Below are 11832 nucleotides of genomic sequence, written 5' to 3'. Positions count from 1 at the left end.
GGCCTGGTGTCCGGACGTAAAGCGCAGCAGTCCACACACCAGGCCCCGGAGGCCCGTCACCGCACCCACAGCCCCGCGCAGCGGACCCGGCCCGCCGCAGGCGCAACGGCGAGACACCCCCACGGCGGGACAGCCGACTACGTGGGAAAACAGCCAAGCGCCAGCCGCCCCACCAGATCGGCGAACATCCCGTCCGACGGCTCGTCCGCCAGGATCTGGCGGACCACCTGGGCCATCCGCGCGTCATACGCCGCGCTCACCGCCGCCAGCGCCGCGAAATCGTGCACCAGCTGCCGTTCCAGCTCCGTACGCGGGATCGGCCCGCCGTCCAGCCACAGCAGCGCGGTGGTCTCGGCCAGCGAGATCCATGAGCGGACCACCAACTCCAGCCGCGGGGCGGGGTCGGGGATGCCGAGATGGGCGAGGATCTGCTCGTAGGCCGCCTGCCGGACCCCGTCGATCATGGCGCTGGTGCGGGTCGAACCGATCGCGGGGCCGCCGCGCATCAGCGCCGAGAACCCGGGACCGTGCTCCTCGACGAAGTCGAAGAACCGCTCCATGACGCGCAACAGCCGGGCACCGAGCGGGCCTTCGTGCGGCTCCACGAAGCGGGCCGTGAGTTCTTCGGCGGCCCGCCGCAGCGCGGCCTCGTACAGCTGCTGCTTGCCCGGGAAATAGTGGTAGACCAGCGGCCGGGAAATACCGGCCGCCTCGGCGACCTCGTCGATCGACACGTCCTCGGGGGAACGGTGGCTGAAGAGGCCGAGTGCGACGGCAATCAGCTGCTCACGCCGCTCCTCGACGCCCATCCTGCGACGTGTCCCGGTGGTCATGCGGGCCAGCCTAACGATCCGGGGCGCGGCACGGAATCACAGGTGGAATCACAGATCGAGCACAAGGTTCCCGCCGCGTGCCCGCGAGACACAGATCAGCAGCGAGTCCGCGCGCTCGGCGTCCGTCAGCAGGTCATCGCGGTGGTCCACCTCTCCGGCCAGCACCCGCTGTTGGCAGGTGCCGCAGAACCCCCGCTCGCAGGAGTACGGCAGATCGGGCAGCGCCTGCGCGCGGATCGCCCGCAGCACACTGGTGTCCGCGGGCACCGAGACCGTACGGCCGGTGCGCCGCAACTCCACCTCGAACGGCGCGTCCTCACCCGCCGGTGCGGGGGCGGCCGGCGCGAACCGCTCGGTCTGCAGCGTCACTCCCTCGGTCACGGCCGGCAGCAATGCCGCGACCGCGTCCATCAGCGGCCCGGGGCCGCAGCAGTAGACGGCCGCATGCGGCGGCGCACCGGCGAGCGCCGCCGCCAGATCGGGCCGCCCGTCCTCGTCCTCGGCCACCACCGTCACCCGGTCCGCGCCGGCCCCCGCGAGCTTCTCGATCTCCGCCAGGAACGGCATCGAGGCCCGCGACCGCCCGCCGTACACCAGCCGCCACGGCACGCCCTCGCGCTCGGCCTGCCGCACCATCGGCAGGATCGGGGTGATGCCGATACCGCCCGCGAGGAAGACGTAGGCAGGGCTGTCCCGCAGCGGGAAGCGGTTGCGTGGCCCACGGACCTCGACGACCGCTCCCTCGTGCAGGTGCTCGTGCACCTCGCGCGAGCCGCCCCGGCCGTCCTCGATCAGCCGGATGGCGATGGTGTACGAGCCGGGCGTCGCGGGCTCCCCGCACAGTGAGTACGGGCGGACGGCGCCCGACGGCAGCACCAGATCGAGGTGCGCCCCCGGCTCCCAGCCCGGAAGGTCCTCCCCTTCCAGGCGCAGCCGGACCACCCCCTCGGCCTCCTCCGTACGCTCCGCCACCCGCAACCGCCGTGCCGCCGTGTCCGCGCGGCCCTGCCCCGAAATCGGGCGCTCCAGCGCGGGCAACGGCCACAGCGGGGACGCCTGGACGCGGCGGCGCAGCGCCCGCCGGGCGAGCAGCGCCGCGGCGCCGACCACCACGACGGTACGGACACCTGGTATCCGGGCCACCTCAGGCACCTCCGGGCGTACGGGCCTCGGCCGCGGTCGCGGCAGGGGATCCGGCGAGATAGGCGAGGGCCTGCGCGGTGCTGCCGTAACGGGAGGGGTGGTAGGAACGGCCGAGGTACTGCGGAATGGACCGGGCCATGGCCCCGGCGGTCGGCAGCACCCCCTCCCTCCCACCGCGGAAGAACTCCCGGAAGCCGGCCGTGCCGTCGTCGAGCGAGGGGTCGTGGGACATGAAGAAGCGGACGCCCCGCTGCCACAGGAACACCAGCGCGGCGAACGCCGTGGCCCAGGTGCGGACCCGCCGCCGGTAGCCGCCGTCCAGATGCAGGAAGAGGTCGAACGCCACCGACCGGTGCTCGACCTCCTCCGCACCGTGCCAGCGCAGCAGATCCAGCATCGTCGGATCGGCGCCCCGGGCGTCCAGCGCCCCGGCGTTGAGCACCCAGTCGCCCAGGAACGCGGTGTAGTGCTCGATGGCGGCGATCGTCGCGACCCGCTCCAGCAGCCACCACCGGCGGGCCCGGCCCGGCGGCAGGGTGCGGTCCCCGAGCAGCTTCTCGAAGAGCCAGTCGACCTGCGCGGTGTACGGAGTCGGGTCCAGCCCCTGCGCCTTGAGATGCGGCAGGACGTTGTCGTGCGCCTGCGAGTGCATCGCCTCCTGCCCGATGAACCCGATCACCTCCGCGCGCAGCCGGGGGTCGCGGATGGCGGGCAGCACCTGCTTGTACACCTGCACGAACCAGCGTTCACCGGCCGGCAGCAGCAGATGCAGCACATTGATCGTGTGGGTGCTGGACGGATCGCCGGGTATCCAGTGCAGCGGGGTGTCCGCCCAGTCGAAGGCGACGTTGCGGGCCTTCAGCGGGGTGTGCTCGGACGCGGCCGGCTGGGGCCGCAACGAGGCCGTATTAGACATGGCGTCAATGTACTGGCGGGTAAGGAATTGTCGATACCCCTGGGACGGCGAAAGCTCAACGGACGTCGCCGGGTTCGGGCGGCCGGTCCGCGGAGCCCTCCTCGCCGCCGGCCGGGAGGCGGTCGAGATCTCGTGCCGGCGACGGGGTTCGCCTGCGCGGCGATCGGCGGCTTCCCTCTCGTGCTCGGCATCGGCTCGGTACCGGGCGAGGGCTCGGCCGGCGCGACCGTCGACAGCCGGGAGCGGTTCTACGGGGCGCTCTTCCTCGGCTATGGCCTCGCCTGGATCTGGGCGGCGCGGCAGTCACCGGTCCCGTCCACGCTGGGTGCGGTGGCTCGTCGGCATCTTTCTGCTCGGCGGCGTCGGCCGGCTCCTGTCGATGGCGGTCCACGGATCGCCGCAGTGGTTCCAGATCGTCCTGACGGTCCTCGAACTCGCCCTGCCGCCGCTGTACTTCTGGCTGTCGGCGGCCGATCAGCGGGCGGCGGCCCGGCCCCCGGTACGGCGAGCCGGCCCTGCGCGTCCTCAGCCCACCGCTCCGATCCCCTTCCCGTTCACCAGCCGCCCCCTCAGCTCCGCCTGGTCGCCCGCCTTCGCCGGGAATGCCAGCAGCCGGCCGGGGGCCTGGCCGTGCAGGCCGCCGGTGGTGGTGATCGAGGTGACCTGGCTGCTGCCCGCCGCCAGCAGCCACCACTGCCCGGAGGCGGACTTCCACAGCACCCCGGCCAGGGCCCGCGGTGCCCGGGGGCCGCAGGACGTACCGCCCTCGGCGCGCGCCGCCACCGTGCCGGTCGCATAGGGCTGCCCGGCCGGGGCCGGTGTCTGGATCTGGGCCATCGTCCGGCTGCCCGGCCCGCGCCAGGTCTCGGCGCGGGTGCACAGCCAGGCCGCGCTGCCCCCGCCCCCGGGCAGCGGCTGGCGGGCGAACTCCCAGGAGTTGACGGCGCGGACGCCCTGGCCGCGCACCGCGGCCAGCTGGCAGGCCGTGCGCGCCCAGGCCGTCCTGGCCCGTGGCGCGGTCACCTTGCCCGGCTTGCGCGGTGTGCCGTACGTCAGCCGTGCCGGGGTCAGTTCACCGAGGTCGGTCAGCAGATGGCCGCCCATCCGCAGCGCCGGCCAGGTCGTGCACTTCTCCGCGGGCCGGGGTGTGGGCACCGGGCCGGTCGTCCCGTTCGCCCCGATCCTCACCGGCCGGCCCGCCGTGGCCGGCTGGACCAGGTCGACCAGCTGCGCCGACTTCACCCACGGGGCGGTCAGATACCGGACGTTGCCCTGCGTACGGCTCACGACCAGCGCGCTCGCCGAGTCCGCCGCCGCGCCGTCGGTACGCGCGAAGTCCACCGCCGCGCCCGTGCCGTCGCTCTGCCCCTCGCCGTCCGCCGCCTCCGCGTAGCGCACCACCCGCAGCCCGTCGTGGAAGAGCACCACCACGACGTGGTCCACCACGCCCGCGAACAGCAGCTGGGCCGGGCCGGCCGCCGGCCCGGTCGGGGTGCCGGGCGTCGCCGAGACCGGTACCCCGGCCCCCGGCCTGGCCCACACGGCCAGCGCCCGCCGCAGCAGCGCCTTGTCGTGGATCCGGTCGCCGCGGGCCGGCCAGGCCGAGAAGTCCTGCCGTGCGGCGTCCTTCCAGGCGGTCGCGGAGGTCACCGCGAGCTTCCCGGGGTCCAGCGCCGCTTCGGCCGCCGCGTTCCGCGCGTACGGCGGGGCGGCGGCGCCGTCCGGGCCCCAGCCGTCGCCCGGCAGCCCCAGCAGCGCCCCGCACACCAGCACCGCCACACCGGCCGTCAGCACCGCCCGGCCGTGCTGCCGCCGCCGGATCAGATCCGTCGGCCTGGCCTGCAGCGCGCACGGGTCGAACTCCGGCGACTCCAGCAGCGACCGGTCCCGGCTGCCGGCCGGTGTCGCGGCCCGCTCCGCCTCGTCCAGTGCCTCACGGGGCTGCGCCACCCCGGCGGCCTCCAGCACCCGGCGCGTCTCGGGCGCGCTCAGCCGCTCCAGATCGCGCAGCACGAACGCCGCCCGGCCCGGCCCGGACAGCGCCGACAGCGCCTGGTCCAGCGCGAGTTCATCGGCGCCACCGGAGCGCGGGAAGAGCCGCAGGCCCCAGACCTGGGGGAGCGGGGACGGCGGCACCGGCAGCCACCGGCGCGAGCGGCCGGCGGCCAGGGCGGCCCGCAGCACCCGCAGCCGTACGAAGGCGTAGCCGGGGTCGATCGCGGCGTCCGTGCCGACGCGCTGGGCGGGCAGCCCCAGTCCGCGGGTGGAGCTGCGCTGCCGCGGCAGGGTCCGCTGCACCACCCCATGGGCGGCCAGCACCCGCCGGCTGCGGCCCTGGCCCGGCGGCAGGACGAGATAGGCCAGCCGGACCAGCCGGGGGTAGTGCTCGACCAGCGCCGCCTCGGCCTGCTCGACGTCGATGACGTCACCGATGTCCTCAAGGCTGCCGGGGGAGGTGCGGTCCGGACGCTGGGGTGTCGCTTGCTGCTGCTTCACGTTCGGTGAAACGAGTGATTCCTGTGATGGTCACCGGCCCCCCGGGGCGCCCCTGACGGGTGACCGTCACACGGCCGCGGCCACCGCGGTGTGCCGCGCGGTGGCCGCAGGGACTGCCGGGCCGGCCGGCTTCAGCGCTGCAGGTCGAACTCGCCGTCCCGCGCGCCGAGTACGAACGCCCGCCACTCCGCCTCGGTGTAGCGCAGTACCACGTCGGGGTCCGTGGAGTTGCGCATGGCCACCGCGCCCCGCTCCAGGAAGGCGATCTCCACGGCCTCCTCGGCGTCGCCGGGGGCGCGCTGCCAGGTGGCGTCGGAGATGTCGAGGGCGTAGAGCCACTCCTTCTCAGCTGCGGCACTCATACCGTGATCCCCTCGCTCGTGGTCCGTTCCCGGTCAGCGTACGCGGCGGTCAGGCGAGCTTCCAGCGGCGGAATTCCGCCGTCCCGCGGTCCCCGGTCGCGGAGTTGGCGGCGGACTGGTGCAGACCGGTGTCCTGACGGGCGGCGGCTCCGGGGACGGTGACGGTGGCGATCTCGCGCCAGGTCGCGCCGTCGTCGGTGGAGCAGGAGCCGATGTACGTACCGGCGTCCGCGCCGTCCTTCCCGCGGGCCAGGCGGAGCAGGACGGGCGCGGCGATGCCGGTGATCCGCCGGTAGGTGTCCAGGGTGCCGTCGCCGCTCGCGTCGTAGGACAGCACGACGCCGTTGGCGGGGGTCACGGACAGGTTGAGGAAGCCGAGGGCGTCCGGGCCGGACGGCGCGGTGAGCTGGTTGCGGACGACGAGGCCGGCGCGGGCCCAGGGGCCGGTCGGGTCCTGGGAGGTCACCTCGACCGTGACCGAGGCGCCGGCGGTGAGCGCGCCCGGCCGGTAGACCGCACCGAACTCGGCGGTGGCCTTCCACAGGTCCGCGCCCCCGCCGTTGACGGCCAGACGGTCGCCCAGCTGGCCGAAAACCGCCGCATTGGTGGTGACGGTCCTGAGTTCCGGGTCCAGCGGCCCCGCCACGAACAGGGTGCCGTGCTGCGCCGCGCTGACGCGTGGCTCGCCCTTCGGGCCGTAGTCGACGGTGAGGTCGTAGGGGAGCGGCTGCAGCGGGGCCTTCAGGGGGCCGGCGGGGGCGGTGACCCGCCAACGGGCCCGGCCGGTGCCGCCGGGCGGGAGCGACGGCAGCGACACCGGGCCCGACGCGGTGGCCTCGGTGCCGGTCAGTGCGAAGTCCACCCGGCCGGTCGCCCGGAGCCCGTTGACGTTGCGCAGCGCCGCGGTGACGGTGGCCCGGCCGCCCGGCGGCAGCGCGGACGGGTCGGCGCTGACCGTGACGGTGCCCTGGTAGGGGGCCTTGGCGAGGGTGTCGTGGACCCGCCGTGCGGTGCGGTAGGCATCGGTCGTCGGGCGCAGCGGATGGCTGGTGCGCGCGCGGGTCCAGGGCTCTTCCAGGGCGTACCAGTCGAAGGTCTTCGGCGGCCGGTCCGCGGCCAGCGCGTCCGCGAGTTCGTCCAAGTACGCCTGCCACTGGGGGAGATGGAACTCGCCGATCAGGCCGTGCCAGTCGCGGTTGGCGTAGTTGGCGAGCGAGCCGCCGTCGGCGGTGGCCCGGTCCGCCCAGGTGGTGATCAGCGCACGGGCGCTGTGTTCCAGTTGCGCCTCCTCCTCGGCGCCGGTCGCCATGGCCCTGGCGTCCGCCAGCCACGGCCCGAGCAGGAACAGCCGGTGCGCGCCGGTGACCTCGTCGCTGAGCCGCATCAGCCGCAGCCACAGCCCGGACAGCGCACGGAACGTCACCCGGTCCTTGCGCCGGTAGGCCTCCTGGAGCTGCCCGATCAGCTGCCAGGACCGGTTGGCGAGGGCCTGCCGGGCGGCGTCCGTCAGATCGTGGCGGTAGGCATCACTGCCGCGCAGCGCGGGGCGGACCTTCAGCAGCGCGGCGAACGCGGTGTCGAACGCCGCCGGGTCGAAGGCCGGGGTGTGGGTGGCCCAGACCGTGCCGGAGCGGGCGGCCAGGCCGGGACGGGCGGCGAAGACCGAGTCGTGCGGACGGCCGTCCTTGCTGGAGATCTCGTACGCGCTGGTGCGCAGCGCGGCGTATGCGTCGCGGGCCCGGTCGTCGCGGGCGCCGTAGCGGAGGTCGGCATAGCCGTCGAACCAGGCGGCGCGGTCCACCGGGCGTTCGCGCCAGGCCAGTTCGCTGAACAGCTCGAACGCGGCCGGGTCACGTTCGGCGGCCTCCGGCATGTACGCGGTCCCGGCGAGCTTGCTGCCCGGCTTGTCGCGCCAGGTGGTGAAGCGCTCGGCCCAGATATGGGTCTTGGCGCCGATGGTGGTGCGGCCGCCGAAGTTGGGGATGGAGCCGAAGGCGTACGGCACCCCGCCCCAGTCCCGCTCCCGGTCGGTGACCGTGTCCAGGTCGCTGAGGCCGTCCACGATCAGCATCCGGTCGTGGTCGACGGCGTCCAGCAGATCGCGCCGGGGGTTGTCCTGCCAGCCCAGGATCACCCAGGTGGCATCGGGGCGGGCGGTGCGCAGTGCCTTCTCGACGGCGCGGGCGGCGTCCGGCACGGGCACGTCGCCGGGGTCGCCGCCCTCGTGCAGCAGATCCATCTTGAAGTGGTCGGCGGGGCCCAGCAGTTGGTGCTGGTGGCGGTAGAAGGAGGCGGCGGCCGCGGCGAAGGCGTCGGTGCGCGGATCGAGCCAGTCGGGGCGTTTGAGGCCGGACCAGATGCCCTGCGGCACGGTCCGGGCCCCGGGGTTGCGGGCGGCGAAACCGTCCGGGACGGTGCCGAAGTAGCCGGGCAGGACGGGATGCATGCCGAGCTCGCGCAGCCGGTCGGTGATCTTACGGCCCAACGCGGCCCGCTTGTCGATCAGTTGGCGGCTGAGGGGACCGCCGTAGCCGCTCATGTTCTGCAGCAGCCACCACGGCTGGTGCGAGGGCGCCGGGAGCCAGGTGCGGGCCTCGGTGTCGGAGTAGCCGAAGTCGGTCAGCAGCCGGTGGTAGACGGCCTCGGCGCCCGGGGTGACCAGCACCTCGTTCACCCCGTGCAGCGCCAGCACATCGATCATCCGCTCCCAGTGCGGCCAGTCCGCGTACGGGGCGGTATAGCCGTCATGGGTGTCATTGAGGGCGAAGCGGTGGCGCAGGGAGGTGGCCCGCTCGGCCGGCGAGGCCGGGGCGGGCAGCCGCTCGGGAAGCTCCAACTGGTCGCCGGCCCAGGACAGATGGGCCCGGCAGGTGTACTTGAGGTACCAGTTGACGCCGGTCAGCAGCACCGCGGGGGTGGTCCCGGAGACCGTGATCCGGCCCGCCCGGCCGTCCACCCGGAAGCGGTCGGCGCCGCCGTCCGGGGCGAGTGGCACCAGCTGGAACTGGTCGGCGTGCCGGGGCAGCAGCCGGGCCAGCGCCGCCCGCGCCGGTGCGGTGTCATGGGCCGGTGCCCGCTCCTGATGGCGGGCGGTGCCCCCGGTGGCCCCGGCGTCCCCGGCGGCCGCGGTGCCGTCGTCGGCGGGGGCGGCCCCGCCGAGCGCCGCCCCGGCACCGATCGCTCCGGCAGTTCCCAACAGTGCGCGTCGTGACGGTCGGCTCACGTGTGCCCCCACGGCTCGGTGGTAACAACAGTCCCGTGCGGGGGGCACGCTAACGGTCGGCCGTCCGCGGTCCAAGTAGGCAAGGGCCGGCGGCAGCCCGCCCCCTCCCCGCGACCAGCACCGACGTCAGTGGCACCGGCGCCCGAACAGCCCGCCCCGCCCGCCTCCCCGGCGGGTGCGAGCCCCGGCCCCCCCGGAGCGCGGCGACCAGTGTTCTGCGGAGCCTCATCCGTTCGCTCCCTGGGCTTCACGCGCCCGGCCGTCGGGCCCGGGAACAGTCTGCGGAGTAGAGAAGGGCCAGGTCATCGGGTTGCACCCGGCACCCCAGGGGTGTACCCGGCACCACTGCGGTGCAGCTCACCGGCTGCTCCGTGCGGCCCGCCGGCCCCGCTGTCTCACCGCCCGTCGACTCGCACAGCCTCCCCACTCCCCAAGGAGGGCTCCCATGAGCATGGCATCGACCGCGTCCGCCGCCGTCCCCCGCACCACTCCCGTCCCCGCACCAGCAGCCGCCCCTGCCGACCCCGGTTACACCGCGGAGATCGCCGACACCCACGAGCAGATCCGCGCCGCGCAGCGGCTGCGCCACCAGGTCTTCGCCGACGAGATGGGCGCGACCCTGCACTCTCCGCTGGCCGGCCACGACATCGACGCCGTCGACGACCTCGCCGACCACCTCGTCGTCACCCACACCGCCACCGGCGAAGTGGTCGGCACCTACCGGCTGCTGCCGCCCGGCCGCAGCCCGCGGCTGTACTCCGACGGCGAGTTCGACCTCGGCGCGCTGGAGGAGCTGCGCGGCTCCCTCATCGAGGCCGGCCGCTCCTGTGTGCACCCCGACCACCGCAGCGGCGCCGTCATGACCCAGATGTGGGCCGCGCTCGCCCGCTACACCCTGCTCTCCGGCCACCGCTACCTCGCCGGCTGCGCCTCCGTCCCGCTCGCCGACGGCGGCACCGCCGCCGCCCACGCCTGGGGACTGGGCCGCGCCCGCTACGCCGCCCCGCCCGAACTGCAGGTCACCCCGCACCACCCCTGGCACGCCACCGTCCCCGTCCCCGACCGCCCCAGCCTCGCCCAGCTGCCGCCGCTGCTCCGCGGCTATCTGCGCATCGGCGCGTTCATCTGCGGCGCGCCCGCCCACGACCCGGAGTTCGACGTCGCCGACTTCTTCGTCGTCCTGGACATGGAACGGCTGGGCGACCGCTATCGGCGTTACTTCCTGGGGGAGCGGTGAACGGCCCTTGGGACGTCTGGTCCGACTGCACCCCGGACTGCGCCACCCACGCCCTGCCGCGCGTACCGGCGACCCGCATCGCCCGGCGCGGTGCCGCATTCGCCCGCTCCGTACGGCGGGCGCTGACGGACGGCGAGCGGATGGCCGATCCGGTACGGCTGCGGGCCCACGCCGGAGCGCTGCTCGATGCGCTCGGGGTCCGCGTCGAGGGCGCGGCCGCGCTCACCGCGGGCGACGGCCCCGGCACCCTCATCGTCGTCAACCACATCTCGTGGCTCGACATCCTCGCCCTGCTCGCCGTCGAACCGGTCACCCTGCTCGCCAAGCGCGAGGTCGGCAGCTGGCCGGTCGTCGGCGGCCTGGCCCGCAGAGCCGGTACGCACTTCATCGATCGTACGAGCCCCCGGCGGCTGCGGGAGACCGTCCGGGAGGTGTCCGAACTGCTCGGCTCCGGACGGTCCGTGGCGGTCTTCCCGCAGGCCACCACCTGGTGCACCGCCGACCGGGGCATCTTCCGCCGGGCCACCTTCCAGGCCGCACTCGACGCGGGAGCGCCGGTCCGTCCGGTGACCCTCGGCTACACCCAGCAGGGCCGGCCCAGCACGGTGGCCGCGTTCTGCGGCGAGGACACCTTTGCCGCCTCGCTGCGCAGGGTGCTCGCCGCCCGTGCGCTGACCGTACGCGTCACGGCACATCCGGCGCTGACGGCGTCGGACGGATGCCTGGACCGGCGGGAGCTGGCGGAGCTGGCGGCGCGCGCGGTGCTGGGCGGCCGGCCGGAAGCGGGGGCGCTGGTACGGCAGGCGGCGGCGCGAGCCGCACTCCTGTCTGCCGGGCCGGTACCGGAGGTTCCGGTAGCGGGCTCTCCCCTGCCGGGGCCTGCCGCGCCGGATACCCCGGCCCATGTTTGAGCAACTGGACCAGCTCACCGAGCCCCTGCAGAGCATGCTGGGCTCGCCCTGGCTGTGGCTGGTCGTCCTGTTGGTGTCCGGCCTCGACGCGCTGCTGCCGTTCATGCCGAGCGAGACCACCGTCGTCCTGGTCGCCGTGCTCATCGGTCCCGACCTGCCGCTGCTCGCCCTGCTGGCGGGCGTTGCGGCGGCCGGGGCACTGGCCGGTGACTGCCTCGGCTACGCCGTGGGACGGTACGCGGGCCCACGCGCGATCGCCCGGCTGCTGCGGGGCGAGCGCGGCCGGGCCCGGCACGCCAGGGCACGGGCGCGGGTCGAACGGCATGCCGTCCTGCTCGTCATCGCGGGCCGTTTCCTGCCCGGCGGCCGGGTGGTTGCCGCTCTGTCCACCGGGAGCGTCCGCTTCCCGCTGCGCCGCTTCGTCGTGCTGGACGCGGTGGGCGCGAGCATCTGGGCGGTGGGCAGCGCGGCGCTCGGCGGTCTGGGCGGCACGGCGCTCGGCGATTCCCCGGCCAAGGGGATGCTGCTGGCCTCCGGGACCGGACTGGTGGTGGCGGTCTGTGTGGGCCGGCTGCACCGCCGGGGTGCACCGGAGGACGGGGAGCGGGGCACACCGAAGCGGTGCGGGCCCCGGATGCGCGCGCTGTCCGGCCGGGCGGGGAAGCGGCTCCCCGCCCGGCCGCGACCTCGCCGGGAGGGCGTCTGAGCCCC

9 protein-coding genes and 1 pseudogene are annotated in these 11832 nt (G+C 74.8%); 4 read left to right on the top strand and 6 right to left on the bottom strand.

What is annotated here, in order from left to right:
• Positions 1-137: 137 nt before the first annotated feature.
• The 3 genes from ACWGI6_RS31955 to ACWGI6_RS31945 are packed head-to-tail and all read right to left on the bottom strand — an operon-like array spanning position 138 to position 2892.
• On the bottom strand, positions 138-833 hold the full coding sequence (locus ACWGI6_RS31955; RefSeq protein WP_453270740.1) for a TetR/AcrR family transcriptional regulator: 696 nt from the start codon (positions 831-833) through the stop codon (positions 138-140).
• A 48-nt stretch (positions 834-881) separates the two neighbouring features.
• On the bottom strand, positions 882-1976 hold the full coding sequence (locus tag ACWGI6_RS31950; RefSeq protein WP_453270739.1) for a PDR/VanB family oxidoreductase: 1095 nt from the start codon (positions 1974-1976) through the stop codon (positions 882-884).
• 1 nt (position 1977) lies between these two features.
• The gene (locus tag ACWGI6_RS31945; RefSeq protein ID WP_393910066.1) at positions 1978-2892 is read right to left on the bottom strand and encodes a metal-dependent hydrolase; all 915 of its coding nucleotides are present in this window, start codon (positions 2890-2892) and stop codon (positions 1978-1980) included.
• 132 nt (positions 2893-3024) lie between these two features.
• On the opposite strand from ACWGI6_RS31945, the pseudogene ACWGI6_RS31940 reads away from it, so the two are divergent.
• Positions 3025-3403, top strand: a pseudogene (locus ACWGI6_RS31940) (DUF4345 domain-containing protein); the annotation flags it as partial.
• 14 nt (positions 3404-3417) lie between these two features.
• Here ACWGI6_RS31940 and ACWGI6_RS31935 read toward each other — a convergent pair.
• The 3 genes from ACWGI6_RS31935 to ACWGI6_RS31925 form a co-directional block, all read right to left on the bottom strand.
• Positions 3418-5388 (bottom strand): hypothetical protein, encoded by a 1971-nt coding sequence (locus ACWGI6_RS31935; RefSeq protein WP_453270738.1) that lies wholly within the window; start codon positions 5386-5388, stop codon positions 3418-3420.
• Positions 5389-5519: 131 nt separating this feature from the next.
• Complete coding sequence (locus ACWGI6_RS31930) at positions 5520-5750, bottom strand: DUF397 domain-containing protein (protein WP_030083635.1); 231 nt, start codon at positions 5748-5750, stop codon at positions 5520-5522.
• 49 nt (positions 5751-5799) lie between these two features.
• The gene (locus ACWGI6_RS31925; RefSeq protein WP_453270737.1) at positions 5800-8973 is read right to left on the bottom strand and encodes an alpha-N-acetylglucosaminidase; all 3174 of its coding nucleotides are present in this window, start codon (positions 8971-8973) and stop codon (positions 5800-5802) included.
• A gap of 445 nt (positions 8974-9418) precedes the next feature.
• Here ACWGI6_RS31925 and ACWGI6_RS31920 point away from each other — a divergent pair, with 445 nt between their 5' ends.
• The 3 genes from ACWGI6_RS31920 to ACWGI6_RS31910 are packed head-to-tail and all read left to right on the top strand — an operon-like array spanning position 9419 to position 11827.
• Entirely contained in the window at positions 9419-10210 is a 792-nt protein-coding gene (locus ACWGI6_RS31920; RefSeq protein ID WP_453270736.1) for a GNAT family N-acetyltransferase, read from the top strand.
• Positions 10207-11121, top strand: coding sequence for a lysophospholipid acyltransferase family protein (locus ACWGI6_RS31915; RefSeq protein WP_453270735.1), 915 nt, complete (start codon positions 10207-10209; stop codon positions 11119-11121). The genes ACWGI6_RS31920 and ACWGI6_RS31915 overlap by 4 nt, the downstream gene beginning before the upstream one ends.
• Positions 11114-11827, top strand: coding sequence for a DedA family protein (locus ACWGI6_RS31910; RefSeq protein WP_453270734.1), 714 nt, complete (start codon positions 11114-11116; stop codon positions 11825-11827). Before ACWGI6_RS31915 ends, ACWGI6_RS31910 begins: the two co-directional genes overlap by 8 nt.
• Positions 11828-11832 lie beyond the last annotated feature (5 nt).

The organism is Streptomyces sp. NPDC054786 (genome assembly GCF_053611685.1).
This window is presented reverse-complemented; position numbering and strand designations above follow the sequence as displayed.

What these genes read in the sequence shown, in the direction of transcription:
- ACWGI6_RS31955 (WP_453270740.1), bottom strand. Translation starts at nt 833, where the DNA reads ATGACCACCGGGACACGTCGCAGGATGGGCGTCGAGGAGCGGCGTGAG.
- ACWGI6_RS31945 (WP_393910066.1), bottom strand. Translation starts at nt 2,892, where the DNA reads ATGTCTAATACGGCCTCGTTGCGGCCCCAGCCGGCCGCGTCCGAGCAC.
- ACWGI6_RS31930 (WP_030083635.1), bottom strand. Translation starts at nt 5,750, where the DNA reads ATGAGTGCCGCAGCTGAGAAGGAGTGGCTCTACGCCCTCGACATCTCC.
- ACWGI6_RS31920 (WP_453270736.1), top strand. Translation starts at nt 9,419, where the DNA reads ATGAGCATGGCATCGACCGCGTCCGCCGCCGTCCCCCGCACCACTCCC.
- ACWGI6_RS31910 (WP_453270734.1), top strand. Translation starts at nt 11,114, where the DNA reads ATGTTTGAGCAACTGGACCAGCTCACCGAGCCCCTGCAGAGCATGCTG.